The 19,147-nt window shown below is 63.7% G+C and carries 12 protein-coding genes; 5 read left to right on the top strand and 7 right to left on the bottom strand.

What is annotated here, in order from left to right:
• The first annotated feature begins 37 nt into the window (after window positions 1-37).
• Window positions 38-1,804, top strand: a complete 1,767-nt coding sequence (locus tag BMY52_RS01230) for a DEAD/DEAH box helicase (protein WP_090249830.1) — start codon at window positions 38-40, stop codon at window positions 1,802-1,804.
• A 259-nt stretch (window positions 1,805-2,063) separates the two neighbouring features.
• Window positions 2,064-2,258, top strand: coding sequence for a PA3496 family putative envelope integrity protein (locus BMY52_RS01225; protein WP_090249827.1), 195 nt, complete (start codon window positions 2,064-2,066; stop codon window positions 2,256-2,258).
• On the opposite strand, the gene ligA is transcribed toward BMY52_RS01225, so the two are convergent.
• The 3 genes from ligA to smc are packed head-to-tail and all read right to left on the bottom strand — an operon-like array spanning window position 2,255 to window position 8,932.
• A complete protein-coding gene (gene ligA, locus BMY52_RS01220; RefSeq protein WP_425429214.1) occupies window positions 2,255-4,321 on the bottom strand; it encodes an NAD-dependent DNA ligase LigA in 2,067 nt (688 codons plus the stop codon). The two genes, BMY52_RS01225 and ligA, sit on opposite strands and share 4 nt — an antisense overlap.
• A 9-nt stretch (window positions 4,322-4,330) precedes the next feature.
• Complete coding sequence (zipA, locus tag BMY52_RS01215; RefSeq protein WP_090249821.1) at window positions 4,331-5,377, bottom strand: cell division protein ZipA; 1,047 nt, start codon at window positions 5,375-5,377, stop codon at window positions 4,331-4,333.
• A gap of 48 nt (window positions 5,378-5,425) precedes the next feature.
• Window positions 5,426-8,932: a chromosome segregation protein SMC gene (smc, locus tag BMY52_RS01210; RefSeq protein ID WP_090249819.1), complete on the bottom strand. Its 3,507-nt coding sequence runs from the start codon at window positions 8,930-8,932 to the stop codon at window positions 5,426-5,428.
• Window positions 8,933-9,043: 111 nt separating this feature from the next.
• On the opposite strand from smc, the gene queF reads away from it, so the two are divergent.
• Window positions 9,044-9,433 carry a preQ(1) synthase gene (queF, locus tag BMY52_RS01205; protein WP_025282048.1) on the top strand — a complete coding sequence of 130 codons (390 nt, stop codon included), beginning with the start codon at window positions 9,044-9,046 and terminating at the stop codon, window positions 9,431-9,433.
• Between the two features lie 381 nt (window positions 9,434-9,814).
• Window positions 9,815-11,092, top strand: a complete 1,278-nt coding sequence (locus BMY52_RS01200) for an FGGY-family carbohydrate kinase (protein WP_090249817.1) — start codon at window positions 9,815-9,817, stop codon at window positions 11,090-11,092.
• A gap of 190 nt (window positions 11,093-11,282) precedes the next feature.
• Here BMY52_RS01200 and BMY52_RS01195 read toward each other — a convergent pair whose 3' ends face one another.
• The gene (locus tag BMY52_RS01195) at window positions 11,283-13,067 is read right to left on the bottom strand and encodes an ABCB family ABC transporter ATP-binding protein/permease (protein ID WP_245740482.1); all 1,785 of its coding nucleotides are present in this window, start codon (window positions 13,065-13,067) and stop codon (window positions 11,283-11,285) included.
• A gap of 269 nt (window positions 13,068-13,336) precedes the next feature.
• Between BMY52_RS01195 and pckA the strand changes: the two genes are divergently transcribed.
• Window positions 13,337-14,920, top strand: a complete 1,584-nt coding sequence (pckA, locus tag BMY52_RS01190; RefSeq protein ID WP_090249814.1) for a phosphoenolpyruvate carboxykinase (ATP) — start codon at window positions 13,337-13,339, stop codon at window positions 14,918-14,920.
• A 78-nt stretch (window positions 14,921-14,998) separates the two neighbouring features.
• Here pckA and BMY52_RS01185 read toward each other — a convergent pair whose 3' ends face one another.
• The 3 genes from BMY52_RS01185 to prfB all read right to left on the bottom strand — a co-directional run bounded on the left by BMY52_RS01185 (window position 14,999) and on the right by prfB (window position 18,846).
• The gene (locus BMY52_RS01185; protein WP_245740480.1) at window positions 14,999-16,153 is read right to left on the bottom strand and encodes a pyridoxal phosphate-dependent aminotransferase; all 1,155 of its coding nucleotides are present in this window, start codon (window positions 16,151-16,153) and stop codon (window positions 14,999-15,001) included.
• Between the two features lie 21 nt (window positions 16,154-16,174).
• Complete coding sequence (lysS, locus tag BMY52_RS01180) at window positions 16,175-17,674, bottom strand: lysine--tRNA ligase (protein WP_090249808.1); 1,500 nt, start codon at window positions 17,672-17,674, stop codon at window positions 16,175-16,177.
• Between the two features lie 73 nt (window positions 17,675-17,747).
• Window positions 17,748-18,846 (bottom strand): peptide chain release factor 2 gene (gene prfB / locus BMY52_RS01175; protein WP_143050393.1). Its coding sequence is split into 2 segments (ribosomal slippage): window positions 17,748-18,770 and window positions 18,772-18,846, totalling 1,098 coding nucleotides; the frame shifts between segments, so codons are not numbered across the junction.
• Between the last annotated feature and the right edge of the window lie 301 nt (window positions 18,847-19,147).

The following is a 19,147-nucleotide window of genomic DNA, read 5'->3' as shown; positions in this document are numbered from 1 at the left end:
GCGCCCCTCCTTTCTTCCTCTTCCACAGGTCATCACATTGAATCAGGAAAATCTTACCCCAGCCGCATTTGCGGCGCTGGGCTTGCCCGCATCCATCCTCAAATCCCTCGACGAGAGCGGCTACGAAGAGCCGACGCCGATCCAGGCTCAGAGCATCCCGGTGCTGCTCTCCGGCCAGGATCTGCTGGGCCAGGCGCAGACCGGCACCGGCAAGACGGCCGCCTTCGCCCTGCCCTTGCTGGCCAAGCTCAATCCCAACGTGCAGTATCCCCAGATCTTGGTACTGGCCCCCACCCGCGAGTTGGCCATCCAGGTAGCCGAGGCCTTTGAGACCTACGCCCGGCACATGCCTGACTTCCACGTGCTGCCCATCTACGGCGGGCAGTCTTACACCGTGCAACTGCGTCAACTCAAGCGCGGCGCCCAGGTGATCGTGGGTACCCCCGGTCGCGTCATGGACCACATGCGCCGAGGCACACTGCGCCTGGAAAGCCTGACGGCCCTGGTGCTGGACGAGGCCGACGAGATGCTGCGCATGGGCTTTATCGACGATGTGGAATGGGTGCTGGAACAAACCCCGGCCACCTGTCAGCTGGCCCTGTTCTCCGCCACCATGCCCGACGTGATTCGCAAGGTGGCGCGCAAGCACCTGAAATCCCCCCAGGAAGTCCGCATTGCTTCCACCACGACCACGGCATCGACCATCCGTCAGCGCTATTGGCGGGTCAGTGGGCTGCACAAGCTGGACGCGCTCACGCGCCTGCTGGAACACGAAGACTTTGATGCCATGCTGGTCTTCGTGCGCACCAAGACCGAGACGGTGGAGCTGGCCGAAAAGCTGGCGGCCCGCGGACACGCCTGCGAAGCCCTGAACGGCGACATCCCGCAGAACCTGCGTGAGCGCGTGGTCGAACGCCTCAAGCGTGGCCAACTGGACATCGTCGTGGCCACCGACGTGGTGGCCCGGGGCCTGGATGTGGAACGCATCAGCCATGTGGTCAACTACGACATTCCCCACGACACCGAGTCCTACGTACACCGCATCGGCCGTACCGGCCGGGCCGGTCGCCAGGGCGAGGCCATCCTGTTCGTGGCACCTCGCGAACAGCGCATGCTCCAGGCCATCGAACGGGCCACGCGCCAGCCGATCGAGGCCATGCACATGCCCACCACTCGCGATGTGAACGAGCGCCGCATCGAACGGTTCCGTCAGCAGATTGCCGACACCCTGGGTGGTCAGGATCTGGAGTTCTTCCAGAACCTGGTGGCCGAGTACGTGAAGGAAAATGACGAGGATCCCATGAACGTGGCGGCCGCCCTGGCTCACATTGCCCAAGGCGACACCCCGCTGCTGCTGGATGAGAGCCGGGAGATGACCCCGCCCGCACCGGAACGGGGGCCCCGCAAGGGCCGCGAGCGGAGCATGGACGGCGGGCAGCGTCCGCCCAAGCGCAAGGGCGGCGCTCGCCGCCAGGAGCAGGTGGATGAGGGCATGCAACGCTTCTTGGTGGACGTAGGCCATCAGCATGGCCTCAAGCCAGGCAACCTGGTGGGCGCCATCGCCAATGAAGCGGGCCTGGACAATTCCCATATCGGCAAGATCGACATCAGTGAAGATCACGCCACGGTGGACCTGCCCGCCCAGATGCCCCCGGCATTGCTGAATCACCTGAAAAAGGTGTGGGTCTGTGGTCAGAAACTGGGGCTGCGCCCCATCAATGACGCCACCCCCTCCCGGGGTGGACCCCGCCGGTTCAACGGACCTCGCAAGGAAGGCCCCCGCCGTCAGGCCCGGCGGTCCTGATCTACCAGGCCCGATGATCTGAGGTGACATGTCACGCCCCTCCCCCCTGAGGGAGAGGGGCGTGTTTGTGGCTGAACCTGAGTTCTTTGGATTGAAGGGCCGCTCACCGATGGTGAGCGGCCCTTTTTCGTGGGTGCTTCATCCGCTACCCACACATCAATCCTCCTTGGGATAGTCGATAAAAAGAATCGTCTTGCGGATTTCCGGGAAAAGTTTATAAGGCAGGCTCAATCACAATGATCCTGGAGATCCTCCCCCTATGAGCCTGTCCCCTGACATTCTTCCGGGCGATGACGAAGAGCCCGGTTTTGACTGGAAGGATTCGGAATCACCGACACGACTGTCGGCCCGACATTCACTGGAGCTTTACCTGGAGCGCAAGGCCCTGCGCCGCCGACTGGAAGACACCTTCGACGAGGCCCCCCTGAACGATGGGGAATGGGACTGGCACTAATCACCCGGCTCAGCGCCCGTTGCCGATCCCCCCAGCAATTCCATCAACGCCCTCTCATCCAGCACCGGCACACCCAGTTGTTCTGCCTTGTCACGCTTGGAGCCGGCGGCATCCCCGGCAACCACAGCGGTGGTCTTTTTGGATACACTGCCTGATACCTTGGCCCCCAGCGCCCGCAAGCGGGCGCCCGCCTCATCCCGAGTCATGGATGACAGGGTGCCGGTGAGCACGTAGGTGCAGCCCGCCAGAGGTTGATCCTCATCCGATGGCCGAGCGGCGGGTTCATGCTCTTCCCAGCGCACACCGGCCTCTCGCAGGGCCTGGATCACCTCGCGGTTGTGGGGCTGGGCAAAGAAGGCCGATACATGCTCGGCCACCTTGGGCCCCACATCCGGCACCTGCATCAAGGCGTCGGCATCCGCCGCCATCAGGGCATCCAGGCTGCCGAAATGGGCCGCCAGACCGCGGGCCGTGGCCTCTCCCACCTCACGGATGCCCAGCGCAAAGATGAACCGGTCCAGCGTGGTGTGCTTGCTCTTCTCCAGCGCCGCCACCAGGTTGGCCGCCGACTTCTCGCCCATGCGCTCCAGGCCCGCCAGGGTGGCGCTGTCCAGGGCGTAAAGATCATCCACATGCTCCACCAGGCCCCGGTCCACCAATTGCTCCACCAGCTTGTCTCCCAGCCCCTCGACATCCAGGGCCCGGCGCGAGGCGAAATGCTTGATGGCCTCGCGGCGCTGGGCAGCACAGTAAAGTCCACCGGAACATCGGGAGACCGCTTCACCCTCGGGCCGGACCACCGATGAACCGCACACCGGGCAGGTCTCGGGCATGACGATGGCACGGGCATCCTCGGGGCGAAGATCCTTCACCACCCCTGCCACCTCGGGGATCACGTCGCCGGCACGGCGCACGATCACCGTGTCACCGATACGCACGTCCTTGCGCAAAACCTCGTCCATGTTGTGCAAGGTGGCATTGCTCACCGTCACGCCCCCCACGAAGACCGGCTCCAGGCGAGCCACCGGGGTCACCGCTCCAGTACGGCCCACCTGGAACTCCACCTCCTTGAGCACCGTGATCTGCTCCTGAGCCGGGTATTTGTGGGCGATGGCCCAGCGCGGCGCCCGGGAGACGAAACCCAGTTCCTGCTGCAGGCGAAGGGAATTGACCTTGTACACCACTCCGTCGATCTCATAGGGGAGTTCGTCGCGGGCCTGGCAAATGCGCCGATAGTATGCCAGGCACCCCTCGGCGCCGCTGACCACGTCACGCTCCGGGCAGACCCGCAGGCCCCAGCGGGCCAGTTGATCCAGGGTCTCGCCCTGAGTATCGGCCAGATTGCCTGTCTCCACGTATCCCACGCCATAGGCAAAGAAGGACAGGGGACGTTCAGCGGTCACCCGGGGGTCCAACTGCCGCAGACTGCCAGCAGCAGCATTGCGGGGATTCACGAAGACCTTGCCGCCGTCCTCCCGCGCCCGTGCATTCAATGTCTCGAAACGGGCCTTTTCCATATAGACCTCCCCCCGCACCTCCAGCCGGGGCGGGTGATGCGCCCCCTGAAGCCGCAGAGGAATGGCACGGATGGTGCGGATATTGGAGGTGATGTCCTCACCGGTGGTGCCATCCCCCCGGGTGGCGCCACGCACCAGCTGGCCGTTTTCGTAGAGCAGGCTGACCGCCAGGCCATCCAGCTTGGGCTCCACCGCATACGCCAGAGTGTCGTGGGTATCCAGGCGCTCCCGCAGACGTTGGTCGAAGGCCAGCACTTCGGCCTCCTCGAAGGCGTTATCCAGGGAGAGCATGGGCAGGAGGTGACGGGCCTCGGGGAAGCCCTCCAGGGGGCGCCCACCGACCCGTTGCGTGGGTGACTCGGGCGTCACCAGTTCGGGATATTCGGCCTCCAGATCCTGCAACTCACGCAGCAGGCGATCATAGGCAGCATCCGGTATCTCCGGGTCATCCAGGACGTAATAGCGGTAGTCATGGTGATCCAGTTGACTGCGCAGGGCCTCCACTTTCTCCCGAACGGCCTCGGGTGCGGCATCATTCATCGACATCACTCGAGGTTACAGTCCCCTGTGCAGTTTCCACTGGCGGATATCCTCACGCGTGTGCTGATTGCCCTGGGGCGTCACCGCGCTGCGGGAGGCATCCAGCACCTGACCGTTCAGGCGCTCCGCCAGTCGTTCGGCGCAGGTGAGCATGGCATCAAAGCTCTCCAGGGGATCACAGGGCCCGGGCAGGCGCAGAAACAGGCTCACACCGGGGGTGGTGAATGCGTCCATGGTCTCGGGATCGAAGCTGCCCGGCTTGACCATGTTGGCCAGGCTGAACAGGGTGAAGGTGCGCTGACCGTCGGAGACGTTCAGGTGGTAGATGCCCATATCGCCATGCTCAAGGCCCATTTCGGCCAGGGCCGCCTGGAGATTCACGCCCAGGAATCGCTCCTGATTGGGGGCGACCACATGCAGGACGATGATCTTGTCCTCGGCCTCCGGTTGCGCCGAAGCTGCGGCTTCACTCTCGCCAGCCGGCGCCTCGTCCACACTGCTCGAGGTGCCCTTGCCACGGAACAACCGGCCCAGTCCCGGCAATCCGGGCGCCTTGATACCCGGCAGGGAAGGCTTGGGTAGGCTGCTCTTGAGTCGGGCGAGCATGCCCGGTTTGCCCCTCCGGGGGCGCCGGCTTGCACCGCCGTGTCCGCGGGAGCGGGTCGACCGGGGCGGACGCTCGGTGACAGAGGACTCGACCCTTTCCAAACCGGAATCCGAACCAGATAACGGCTCCTGGCCCGGCGTGGGTTCAGCCTCGTCCTCCCGGGGGGTATCCCGGTGAACCACCCGTACCTCGCCCACGCCGACCTCGTCAAACACCGGCTCCTGGCGCCGCGATACGAGAGGATCCTCTCCCATGGGCTGTGCCTCTTCCGCGCGCGAAGACGAGGGCGTAAAGCCCTCGTCGGCACGGATATGCACGTGTTCCAGTTCGTCCGCATCGATCCCGTCGTCGTCCAGATCACGGGGACGACGCGGCTGGCGGATGCGCCCGGCCAGGTAAATCCCGGCCAGGATCATGACCCCCAGTAACAATAGAATCCAACGCAACGTATCCATCTCCCCGGTCCTGTCTCAAGTGTTCGGTTTCAAAGGGCGCCGTGCCGCTCAGCCGATGGCCATCTGCGCCGCCTCTTCCACATCCACCGTGACCAGCCGCGACACCCCCGGCTCCCGCATGGTCACGCCAATGAGTTGATCGGCCATTTCCATGGTGGCCTTGTTGTGGGTGATGAAGATGAACTGCACCCGTTCCGACATCTCCCTCACCAGGTCGCAAAAGCGCCCCACATTGGCCTCATCCAGCGGCGCGTCCACCTCATCCAGCATGCAGAAGGGTGCCGGGTTGAGCTCGAAGATGGCAAACACCAGGGCCACTGCCGTGAGCGCCTTCTCACCTCCGGACATGAGATGGATGGTGGACAGGCGCTTGCCCGGAGGACGCGCCAGCACGGCCACACCCGTGGTGAGCAGGTCATCACCGGTCATCTCCAGGTGGGCCTGACCACCACCGAACAGCCGCGGGAACATCTCCTTGAGCCGCACGTTGACCCGCTCAAAGGTCTCGCGAAAACGGGACCGCGTCTCCCGGTCGATACGCTGAATGGCGCCCTCCAGCGTATCCAGGGCCTCCACCAGGTCCGCGTACTGGTCATCCAGATACTGCTTGCGCTCGCTTTGTTCCCGGTACTCGTCAATGGCCGCCAGGTTGATGGCTCCCAGGCGCTGGATACGCTGGGCCAGATCATCCGCCCGTGACTGCCAGGCCTCCACACTGGCCTCGGTGTCCAGTTGTGCCAGCAGCTCGTCGGCCTCGAACCCGCTCTCCTGCAATTGTTCCAGACTCGTCTGTCTACGAACCTTAATCTCCTGCCAGGCCATGCGCAATTCATCCAGACCCTGGCGCAGGAATTCAGCCTCTCGCTCCCGGGTAACCCGGGCCTGATCGGTTTCCCGCATGCGCGCTTCCAGGGACTGCACCTGATCACGCGCCCGGGCCAGTTCATCCTCCAGGGCCGCACGTTCACTGACCCGGGCCTCCAGGGTGTCCTCCAACTCTGCGATGGGCTCGCCGGAGGCCTCCAGGGATTCACGCAGGGTCTCCAGGCGCAGTGCCAGTTGTGAGGACTGGCTGCGCATCCGGGCAAGGCTCTGCTGCGTGGCATCCCGTGACGCAGTGAGGGACTGCACCTGCAGGGCCAACTGATGCACCGCATCGCGTCGTGTACGCGCCTCGCTACGCACCGTTTCCAGGCGCTGGCGCAGGGTGTCACGCTCCGCATCCAACCCTTCACGCTCCCGGGCCAGGGACTCCATCCGGGTGACGGCTTCATTGCGCTTGCGGGTGGCCTGCTGCAGGGCCTGGGCGTCGCGCTCGCGGGTCTGGCGGATCTCCGCCATTTCATCGGACACGCGCTGGAGGCGGGTTTCCATCTGCTCCAGCCGGGTCTGGCGGTTGCTGAGCTGGGCCTGCCGATCGGATACCGTGCGATGGGCCTGGTTGACCTCCTGCTGCAACTGATCCCGCACACTTTCCAGTTCTCGCCGGGCCTCCCGCTGCTCCTCGATCAGGGTTTGGCGGGTGTCGACCGCCTCCTTGAGGGTCTCGATCTCTTCCTTGAGGCTGCGAATCTCCTTGTCACGGGCCAGCAGCCCGACGTGCTCGTCATGGTCCCGGGCGATCCGAAGCCACCGGGGCCCCAGCCATAGGCCCTCGGGGGTGATGACGGATTCGTGAGGCTGCAACCGCGGTCGCAGGGCCAGGGCGGCATCCAGATCCGGGGCGGTGAAGATGCCCTGCAGCAACTCACCCAGCGGCAGGCGTGAGGACACCCGGTCGGCCAGGGCGTCACCCCCCGTCGCCTCGATGGATGCCTCTCCGGCCTGTTCAAAGACCACCAGCTGACCCTGCTCCAGGCTGCCGGTGACCTGCGCCACCGCCTCCAGGTCTTCCACGCAGACCGCCTCCAGGAAAGGGCCCAGCACGGTCTCGACGGCCTTTTCCCAGCCAGGCGCCACATCCAGGGTCTCGCCCAGTCGCGGTGCCCCGTCCAGGCCCTGGCCTTCCAGCCAGTCCACCAGGGTCCTGGCCTCCTTGCCCAGGGCCGCCTGCTGCAACGCCTCCAGCGAGGCCAGTCGTCCGCCATGCGCCTGCAGGCGGCGACGCCATTCCTCCAGTTCGGCAGCCTGGGAGCGGCTTTCATCCCGGTTGCCCTGAATCCGGTCCGCCGTCTCCTGAAGGTTGTCCTGCAGGGCCCGTTCCTGCTCCCGGGCCCGCTCCACCTCTTCGGCCACGGTGTCGATCTCGGCCTGCAGCCCTTCGGTGGACAAACCCTTGAGTTCATCATCCAGGCGCCCATGGCGGGCGTCCAGCTGACCGATCTGATTTTCCAGTTGCTCCAGGCGGGCACGTTCCACCTGGGCCACCTGACTGGGCTCGGCAGCGCGCCGATTGAAGTCCTCCCAGCGCCCCTGCCAGTCCCCCATGGCCTGTTCAGCCTCCGCAAGGCGGTCGTTGACCTCTTCCAGGGCCTCGCTGCCCACCTCGTGCTCCGGCTCCAGTTCCTCCAGGGAACCGAGCACCTCCACCAGGCGCGCCTCATCGGCCTGGATGTGGCCTGTGGTCTCGGCCAGGGCCTGTTCGGCCTGTTTCAACTCCCGGGACTGGCGTTCCTGCATCTCCTTGTGATGGCGAATGGACTGCTCGGTGCCGGAGATATCAGCGCCAAGCCGGTAGTAGCGCCCCTGCACCTGGTTGAGGGTTTCGTTGGCCTCATGAAGGGCCTCGCGATCTCGTTCCAGGCCGGTTTCCTGCTGACGCTGCGAGGCCACCACCTCTTCCAGGCGCGTCTCCTGGGTGCGCAGGGTCTGTTCCCGTCGCTGAGCCTCCTGGTCCAGGTCTCTCAGGCGCAGGGCCAGCAGTTCGGCCTTGATCCGACGTTCCTCGTCCCGGAGTGTCTTGTATTTCTCGGCGGTCTCGGCCTGGCGTTGCAGGTGCTTGAGCTGTTTTTCCACCTCGTCGCGCACGTCCTGCAAGCGTTCCAGGTTCTCCCGGGTGTGGCGGATGCGGTTTTCGGTCTCCCGCCGACGTTCCTTGTACTTGGAGATCCCGGCGGCCTCTTCCAGGTAGACGCGCAATTCCTCAGGCTTGGCCTCGATGAGGCGGGAGATCATGCCCTGTTCGATGATGGCGTAGCTGCGCGGCCCCAGGCCGGTGCCCAGGAAGATGTCGGTGATGTCCCGGCGACGACAGCGGGTGCCGTTGAGAAAATACTGGGATTGCCCATCGCGACTGACGCGGCGTTTGATGGCAATCTCGTTGTACTGGGCATACTGCCCCCCCAGACCACCGTCACTGTTGTCGAACACCAGTTCGATGGAGGCCTGACCCACGGGTTTGCGGGAGGAGGAGCCGTTGAAGATGACGTCTTCCATGGAATCGCCGCGCAGATACTTGGCGGAGGACTCGCCCATGACCCAGCGCACGGCGTCGATGGTGTTGGACTTGCCGCAGCCATTGGGGCCCACCACGCCCACCCGGTTGCTGGGGAAGGGAATGGTGGTGGGATCCACGAAGGACTTGAATCCGGCGAGCTTGATCTTGCTCAGACGCATGACGGACTGCCGAATCCAGAAGAAAACGCTAAACTATACCGCTTGTAACCCATGAACCCTCGATTCTCGCGGTGGCGCCCGGCGCGCCGCGATCAGACCGGATTGATACTGATGACCACCCAGCCCAGTAAGCAACTGGAAACCTTTGAAAACCCCAACAAAGCCCGTGATTATACCATTCGTATCCAGGTGCCGGAGTTCACTTGCCTGTGTCCCAAGACGGGTCAGCCGGACTTTGCCGAGCTGCGCCTGGAGTATGTGCCCGATGAGCGCTGCGTGGAACTGAAGTCGCTGAAGCTGTATGTGTGGTCCTTCCGGGACGAGGGCGCGTTTCACGAGGCCGTGACCAACCGCATCCTGGAGGATCTGGTGAAGGCGACTGCGCCCCGGTTCATGCGGCTGACGGCAGAGTTCAATGTGCGCGGCGGGGTGTATACCACGGTGGTGGTGGAGCACCGGGATCCGCAGTGGGTGGCGCCCGAGGAGGTGAAACTGCCCTGAGTGCGGGGTCCGCTTGCCGGGGTTTGACTGTGGGGGGCACACTCCCCCGAGCTTGACTTCCGGGGACACAATCACCTGGATTTAACTTCGAGGCAACACTCTCCCGGGTTTAGCTTCGGAGGGTAGCCTCTTCGCGGGCGGCGGGTTCCTTACAGCGGGACGCCGTGAATACATCCCTGTAGGCTTGACCGCCGCTTCCATGCGGCGAACACCCGCTTACAGGAACCCGCCGCCCACGAAGAGGCGTTGAGATCGGGGCTTCCGGTTGCCGGCAAAAGATCCTGAGCCCCTCTCCCCGCCGGGGAGAGGGGTTGGGGTGAGGGGGAAGGGGCCACGACCGAAGCAGGAAACACCCGACAACCAGCCAACGAACATCCGAACATGCCACACTCTTACTGTCATCTCGGCATCGACATAGGCACCTCCGGATGCCGCGGGGCTGCCGTGGCACCAGATGGGGCACGCCTCACCAGCCATGCCATAGCGGTGGAAGCCCCGCTCCGCAACGGCGCGACCGTGGAACAGGACCCGGCCCTGTGGTGGACCGCCCTGCAGCAGGTACTCACCGAGCTCGCTCGCGCCCTGCCCTGCCCGCCGCGCACCCTGGCCATTGACGGCACCTCGGCCACCCTGCTGCTCACGGACGCCGAAGGAGCTCCCCTCGGGTCCGCCCTCATGTACAACGACGCGCGGGCACGCACCCAGGCCGATCGCATCGCGGGCGTGGCGCCGGATGACAGCGGTGCCCATGGGGCCAGTTCCAGCCTGGCCAAGCTCCTGTGGTGGCTGGAACATCACCCAGGCCAGACCGGGCGCGCCGCCCATGCCCTGCACCAGGCCGACTGGCTGGCGGGGTGCCTGACTGGCCGGTTTGGCCTGAGCGATGAGAACAACTGCCTGAAACTGGGCTTCGACCCGGTTGAACGCGCCTGGCCAGCATGGCTGAACGCGCTGGACTTACCGACCCATCTTCTGCCCCAGGTCTCACCGCCCGGCACCCCTCTCGCTCCCATCCGGCCCGACCTGGCCCGGCAACTGGGACTGCCCCGTAACCTTCAGATCATCGCCGGCACCACCGACAGCATCGCCGCCTTCCTGGCCACCGGCGCTGATCGCGCCGGCGAGGCGGTCACGTCCCTGGGCAGCACTCTGGCCATCAAGATGCTGTCCGATCACCCCCTCTTTGCCCCGAAGTACGGGATCTACAGTCATCGTCTGCACGACCGCTGGCTGGTGGGCGGCGCCTCCAACAGCGGCGGGGCAGTGCTGCGTCAGCATTTCAGCGATGGGCAGATGGCCGACATGACTCCTGCGCTCCGACCCGAGGAACCCACCGGTCTCGACTACTACCCGCTGCCTGGTGTGGGAGAGCGCTTTCCCGTTTGCGATCCGGCCATGGCGCCGAGGCTCTCGCCCCGACCGGAAGATGATGTGATTTTCTTTCAGGGACTGCTGGAGGGGATTGCGGCCATTGAGGCACGGGGATATGCGCTCATGCGGGAGTTGGGGGCGCCCTCGCTGGCTTCCATCCGCACCGTGGGGGGTGGCGCGAGGAATCCGGCGTGGACGCGGATGCGGGAGGTCCGGTGTGGTGTGGCTATGGTGGCGGCGAGGGAGACGGAAGCGGCGTACGGGGCGGCGTTACTGGGGGTAGGCTGACACACCCGAGATCGTGCCCGCCGCGCCCCTCACCCCAACCCCTCTCCCCGGAGGGGAGAGGGGTTCATTGTGTAGCTGCGCTACCGCTGCCATGGCCTGGGAGCGGGCACCCCCAAAACCGACCAGTTCCTGAGTCCGGGGGGCGGTTCCCTGTAAGCGGGCGTCTGCCGCAGGGATGCGGCAGTCGAGCCTACCCCTCCCCCCGCTGCTGACGCCGCCACAGTGCCGCATAGGCCCCGTTGGCGCCCAGCAATGCCTCGTGGGTGCCCTGCTCCACCACGCGCCCGTGCTCCAGCACCAGGATGGTGTCTGCATCCTCCACCGTGGACAGACGGTGGGCGATGGCCAGGGTCGTGCGCTCACGGGCGATCTCCCGCAGGGCGCCCAGGATGGCCTGCTCCGAATGGGAATCCAGCGAGGATGTGGCCTCGTCCAGCACCAGGATGGACGGATCCTTGAGGATCACCCGGGCGATGGCGATACGCTGCTTCTCGCCGCCGGACAACTTCAGGCCCCGCTCACCCACCACCGTGTCAAAGCCCTCCGGGAGCCGCTGGATGAACTCTTCCAGATGCGCCAGCCGGGCCGCCCGGTGCACCTCCTCCGGGGGCGCGTCCGGGCGGCCATAGGCGATGTTGTAATAGATGGTATCGTTGAACAGCACAGTATCCTGAGGCACCACCCCAATAGCCGCCCGCAGACTGTCCTGGGTGACCTCCCGAATATCCTGACCATGGATGGTGATGCGCCCCCCATCCACATCGTAAAAACGGAACAACAAACGCGCGATGGTCGACTTGCCCGCGCCACTACTTCCCACCAGCGCCAGCTTATGGCCCGCGGGTACCCGGAAACTCACCTCGTGAAGCACCTGCCGGTCGGCCCCGTAGCCAAAACTCACCCCCTCGAAGGCCACCTCGCCCCCATCCGGCACCAAAGGCCGGGCATCCGGGCGATCCACCACCCGCGGCGGTTGATCCATCAACCGGAATACCCGCTCAATGTTGATCAGGGACTCGCGGATTTCCCGATACACGAAACCCAGGAAATTCAAGGGAATGAACAACTGAATCATGTAGGCATTCACCATCACCAGATCACCGAGGGTCATTTTCCCCTGCGCCACCTGGGTGGACGCCATCACCATCATCACCGTAATGGCACCGGCAATGATGAAGGCCTGCCCCGAATTCAGCGCCGCCAGGGAGAGACGATTGTTCATCCTCGCCGTCTCCCAGGCCTCCAGATCCGTATCGTACCGGCCCGCCTCGTAACCCTCGTTGCCGAAATACTTTACCGTCTCAAAGTTCAGCAGACTGTCCACCGCCCGAGTGTTGGAACGGTTATCCATCTGATTGGCTTGGCGCACAAAGCGGTTGCGCCATTCCGTCACGATCACCGAAAAGGCGATGTAGATGGCCACTGCCAGCACCATGGTCACTGCAAAACCGGGGCTCAGGACCAGAAAGAGGATTACCGCCACCATGCCAATCTCCAGCAGGGTGGGCAGGATATTGAACAGGGTGAAACGCAGCAGGAAGCTGATGCCGGAGGTACCGCGCTCGATGTCGCGGGCCAGCCCGCCCGTGCGGCGGGACAGGTGAAAGCCCAGATCCATCCGATGCAGATGCTCGAACACCTGCAACGACACCCGACGCATGGCCCGTTCTGCCACCCGTGCGAATACCGCGTCCCGCAGTTCCGAGAAGAATACCGTCCCGAAGCGCAACAGGCCGTAGGCCACCAACAGGGCCACCGGCACCACCATGACCGCAGTCTCGGGAGAAGACTCGAAATGATCGACAATGTACTTGAGCGCCACCGGCACCAGGACATTGGCCAGCTTGGCCAGGGTGAGCAGACCCAGGGCCAGGATCACCCGCCCCCTGAACTCCATCAGATAGGGGATCAGACTGAGCAGGATCCGCCAGTTTACCCGCTGATCCGAATAGGCATAATCGGAACGGTATCTCACGGCGTCAACAGCGATGTCAGGCTCATGCAGCACACCTCATGCGGCCCCACGATGGGGCTTTCAGCACTTTTGAATAGATACTTATAAGAAAAAACCGTAAATCGTGACAGGAAGCCAACGGCAGGGCAATAGCAACAGACCTTGATTCCTGGCCGCCCGCATGGCATTTATCAATGAAATATCCAAAATAATCGGAACGGCTGTTGTTTTAACCCACGCATCTTAATAGTCTGTCTCAAACCCCCTCCTTTCCCCACAGGTAGATCTGCATGACCTTCAGCCTGAATCAGCATGGCATCAGCGTGGCGAAAGTGCTGCGCAATCCCTCCCCCGCCGTTCTCTATGAAGAGGCCCTGGCCCACGAACACGGCACCGCCATCTCCTCCACGGGCGCCCTGATCGCCCGCTCCGGCGACAAGACCGGTCGCAGCCCCAAGGACAAGCGCGTGGTCTCCCACGAGCACATCAACGATGATGTCTGGTGGGGTCCGGTCAATGTGGGCCTGGAGGCGGCCAGCTTCGATGCCCTGCGCACCCAGGCAGTCGATCATTTGAACACCTGCTCACGACTGTACGTCATCGACGGCTTCGCCGGCTGGGACCCTCGCTACCGGGTGCGTATCCGCGTGATCTGCGAGCGGGCCTATCATGCCCTGTTCATGCGCAACATGCTCATCCGCCCGACCCCGGAGGAACTGGAGCAGTTCGGCGAACCCGACTACGTCATCTACAATGCCGGTCGCGCCTCGGCAGACACCAGCATCCTGGGCGTGAAGAATCCCACCAGCGTCAGCCTGTGCTTTGCCCGAGGCGAATTCGTCATCCTGGGCACCGAATACGCCGGTGAGATGAAGAAGGGCGTATTCACCATCATGAATTACATCATGCCCAAGCAGGACGTGCTCTCCATGCACTGTTCCGCCAACGAGGGCAAAAAGGGCGATGTCTCCGTCTTCTTCGGGCTTTCCGGGACTGGCAAGACCACCCTCTCCGCTGATCCGGGTCGCTACCTCATCGGTGACGACGAGCACTGCTGGTCTGACCAGGGCGTGTTCAACATTGAGGGCGGTTGCTACGCCAAGGCCATCAATCTGGATCCCAAGGCCGAACCGGAAATCTACAACGCCATCCGCTTCGGTGCCGTATTGGAGAACGTGGTCTACGACCCGGATACGCGGGAAGTACAGTACGAGGACAGCTCCATCACGGAGAACACCCGCTGCTCCTATCCGGTGGAATTCATCCCCAATACCAAGATCCCTTGCACCGGCGGGCATCCGCGCAACCTGGTGTTTCTCACCTGCGATGCCTTCAGCGTACTGCCACCGGTGAGCCGTCTCACCCCTGCCCAGGCCATGTACCATTTCATCAGCGGCTACACCGCCAAGGTGGCCGGAACAGAGGTGGGTGTCACCGAACCCGAGGCCACTTTCTCCGCCTGTTTCGGCGCCCCCTTCCTGGTGTGGCACCCCACCCGCTACGCCGAACTCCTGGCAGAGCGTATCCGCGAGCATGACGTGCGCGTCTGGCTGGTCAACACTGGCTGGAGTGGCGGCCCGTACGGTGTAGGCAAGCGCATGAGCATCGCCCATACCCGCGCCATCATCGATGCCATTCACGATGGCTCGCTGGAAAAATCCGACACCGTAAAGGATCCCATCTTCGGGGTACAGATCCCGGTCACCTGCCCTAACGTACCCGACGAAGTGCTGATCCCATCCAACACCTGGGAGGACAAGCAGGCCTACCAGGACACCGCGGCGAAGCTGGCCATGCTGTTCCACAACAATTTCAAGACGTATGCGGATCAGGCCAGCGAGGAAATCCTCCAGGCCGAACCCCGAGTGAAGTGATAAAAGCGAGACAAGGGAGACCAAAAGGGGACGGATTTAAATCCGTCCCCTTTTGCGCTTTGTAGCGATCGTCTCCCTTCAGGCCAGCCACTTCCCCAGTCGTTCCAGCGCGCTTTCCAGCACCGGCACATCGCGAGTGTAGGCAAACCTGAGATGCTGATCGGCCCCGTAACGGCCAAAATCGATGCCCGGAGTGACAGCCACACCCGCCTCTTCCAGCAGACGTTCCGCCAGGACAAAACTGTCCTCCCCCCAGGCTGTGCTGTGGCCATAGATGTAAAAGGCGCCCTGGGGCGTGACCGGCACCTGCAGACCCAGCGAGCGTAACCCCGGCAGCAGCACGTCCCGTCGTTGCTGGAAGGCCTCACGGCGCTCATTCAGGATTTCCCGGCAGGCGGGGGTAAAGGCCGCCAGGGCCGCGTGCTGGGCCGGGGTTGAAGCCGCCAGGAAGAGATTCTGGGCCAGTTTATCCAATTCACGTACATAAGGTTCCGGGGCCACCACCCAGCCCAGGCGCCAGCCGGTCATGCCGAAGAACTTGGAAAAGCTGTTGATCACGAAGACCTGATTGGACAGGCCTGCCGCCGTCGTGGGGGATTGCCCGTAGACCAACCCCTGGTAGATCTCATCCACGATGAGGTTGCCGCCCTGGGCGCGGGCAAAGTCGATCATGGACTTGAGGCTGTGCGTCTCGGTGAGGGTGCCGGTGGGGTTGGACGGGGTGGCCACCATGGCCGCAGCGGTGCGCTCGGTCCAGGTGTCGGCCAGGTGGTCCGGCGTGAGTTGATAGGCCGTATCCGGCCCCACCGACACGCCCACGGCCTCACCCTCCATGGCACGCACAAAATGCCGGTTACAGGGATAGCCGGGATCGGCCATGATCACTTGGGCCCCCGGGTTCACCAGCACCCCCATCACCAGCAACAGCGCCCCGGAGGCCCCCGGGGTGATCACGATGCGCTCCGGGGGCACATGGGCCCCGTATTCATCCTGATAGAAACGGGCGATGGCCTCGCGCAGGGCCGGCAACCCGGTGGCCGGAGTGTAATGGGTGTGACCATCGGCCAGGGCCTGACGACCCGCCTCGACGATGGGGGCCGGGGTGGGGAAATCCGGCTCGCCGATCTCCAGGTGGATGATGTCCCGCCCCTGGGCCTCCAGCCGCCGGGCCCGGGCCAGCAGGTCCATCACGTGAAAGGGCTGGATATCCGCCATGCGGCGGGCAACGGGCATGTTCGGGGTCATGGGGGGAGCCTAGCCTGCCTCGGGTCGCATGTGGGGGAACAGCAGCACATCCCGGATGGAGGGTGAGTCGGTGAACAGCATCACCAGACGATCGATGCCGATGCCCTCGCCCGCCGTGGGCGGCATGCCATGCTCCAGGGCCCGCAGGTAGTCGGCATCAAAATGCATGGCCTCGTCATCGCCGGCCTCCTTCTCCTGCACCTGAAGCCGGAAGCGCTCCGCCTGATCCTCGTAGTCGTTGAGCTCGGAAAAGCCATTGGCGATCTCCCGCCCGCCGACAAAGAATTCAAAGCGATCCGTTACGAAAGGATCCTCGTCATTGCGTCGAGCCAGAGGGGAGACCTCCGTGGGATAGGCGGTAATGAAGGTGGGATCCTGCAGGCGTGACTCCGCCGTCTTCTCGAAGATCTCGATCCACACCTTGCCCAGCCCGTAGCCATCCTTGAGGGGAATGCCCAGACGCTCGGCCACGGCACGGGCCTTCTGTTCGTCTTCCAGCTCGACCGCATTCAGATCCGGGTTGTACTTGAGGATGGCTTCCTTGACGGTGAGGCGCTCGAAGGGCTGACCGAAGTCGTAGGTCTCGCCCTGGTAACTCACCGTCGTGGTACCCAGCACATCCCGGGTCAGGGTGCGCAACAGGTCCTCGGTGAGGTCCATGAGTTCATGGTAGGTCACATAGGCCTCGTAGAACTCCAGCATGGTGAACTCGGGGTTATGCCGGGTGGACAGCCCCTCGTTACGGAAATTGCGGTTGATCTCATAGACCTTCTCGAACCCCCCGACCACCAGACGTTTGAGATACAACTCCGGCGCGATGCGCAGGAACAACTGCATGTCCAGGGCGTTGTGATGGGTGGCAAAGGGGCGCGCCGTCGCCCCGCCGGGGATGGACTGCATCATGGGGGTTTCCACTTCCAGGAAGTCCCGGGCATTCAGATAATTGCGAATACTCTGGATGATGCGCGTGCGGGTACGGAAGATCTCCCGCACCGGCTCGTTCATGATCAGGTCCACGTAGCGCTGGCGGTAGCGGGTTTCCATGTCCGACAGGCCATGGAACTTCTCCGGCAGCGGCCGCAGCGACTTGGTGAGCAGGCGCAGGCTGTCCACCTTCACCGACAGCTCGCCGGTCTTCGTCTTGAACAAGGTACCCTCTGCGCCCAGGATGTCCCCCACGTCCCAGGCCTTGAATGCCTGATAACGCCCTTCGGGCAGTTCATCCCGCTGCACGAACAACTGAATGCGCCCGGACATGTCCAGCAACTGGGTAAAGCTCGCCTTGCCCATCACCCGCTTGGCCATCATGCGACCGGCCACGGCCACGCGGATGGGGTTGCTCTCGAACCATTCCGGCTCCTGCTCGCCATACTCGGCGTGCAGCTCGCCAGCCATCACATTGCGCCGAAAATCATTGGGAAAGGCCGCGCCGTTATCTTCGCGCAGCTTGCCCAGCTTCTCCCGACGCTGGGCAATGAGCTTGTTCTCGTCCTGGGTCTGGTCGTTCATCAGTCTGCCAATGGAATGCTATGTAACGGAATGACGCGGCAAGACTCCACCGCGGAAAATGACGCAAGCGGCATCACAGGCCGCTCTTGAGGCTGGCCTCGATGAACTGGTCCAGATCACCATCCAGCACCGCCTGGGTGTTGCCCACCTCCACGCCGGTGCGCAGGTCCTTGATGCGGGACTGGTCCAGCACATAGGAGCGAATCTGGCTACCCCAGCCGATGTCCGCCTTGTTGTCCTCCATGGCCTGTTTTTCCGCATTGCGCTTCTGCAACTCCAGTTCGTAGAGCTTGGCGCGCAGTTGGTTCATGGCGAAGTCCTTGTTCTTGTGCTGGGAACGACCGTTCTGACAGGCCGTGACCACCCCGGTGGGCAAGTGGGTGATACGCACGGCAGACTCGGTACGGTTCACGTGCTGACCACCGGCGCCACTGGCCCGATACACATCGATACGCAGATCCGCCGGGTTGATCTCGATATCGATGTCATCGCTCACCTCTGGCGAGACGAACACGGAGGTGAAGGAGGTGTGGCGGCGGTTCCCCGAGTCGAAGGGGGACTTGCGCACCAGCCGGTGCACGCCGGTCTCGGTGCGCAGCCAGCCAAAGGCGTAGGGGCCTTCGAAACGCACCGTGGCGCTCTTGATGCCGGCCACTTCACCCGCAGAGACTTCCATCAGTTCCGTCTTGAAGTCGCGGCGCTCGCCCCAGCGCAGGTACATGCGCAGCAGCATCTCCGCCCAGTCCTGGGCCTCGGTGCCACCCGAGCCAGCCTGAATTTCCAGAAAGGCCGCCGTATCGTCCATTTCGCCGGAGAACATGCGCTGGAATTCCAGGCCGGCGACGGTGGATTCGTATTGATCCAGGTCTGATTGGACGGACTGGACGGTGTCCTCGTCGCCCTCGGCCTGGGCCATCTCCAGCAGTTCCTGAGCATCATCCAGGCCACCGCCAATGCGCTCCAGGTTATGGACGATGCCTTCCAGGTGGGAACGTTCCTTGCCCAGGGCCTGGGCCTTGTCGGGGTCGTTCCAGATATTGGGGTCTTCCAGTTCCCGGCTTACTTCTTCCAGGCGTTCGCGCTTGGTATCGAAGTCAAAGATACCCCCTCAGGGCATCCACACGCCCTTGCAGATCCTTGATATGGGAAAAAAGCGGGTTGAGTTCCAGCATGGAGTGGCCTTCCGACGGATGTTTGGGAAAACCCGGGATTTTATCATGCTGGACGGGATGGTGCCCGCCGCCCCCCTCATCCCCGGCCCTTCTCCCCAGGGGGAGAAGGGAGAAAGGCGCACGCCCGGGAAGAAGAGGCCTGAGCCCCTCTCCCGCTGGCGGGAGAGGGGTTAGGGAGAAAGACGCACGCCCGGGAAGAAGAGGTCTGACCCCCTCTCCCGCTGGCGGGAGAGGGGTTAGGGAGAAAGGCGCACGCCCGGTAAGAAGAGGTCTGACCCCCTCTCCCGCTGGCGGGAGAGGG

Source organism: Ectothiorhodospira marina (genome assembly GCF_900109495.1).
GTDB lineage: Bacteria > Pseudomonadota > Gammaproteobacteria > Ectothiorhodospirales > Ectothiorhodospiraceae > Ectothiorhodospira > Ectothiorhodospira marina.
Note: the sequence above shows the minus strand (reverse complement) of the source record. Positions and strands in the feature narration are given on the sequence as shown.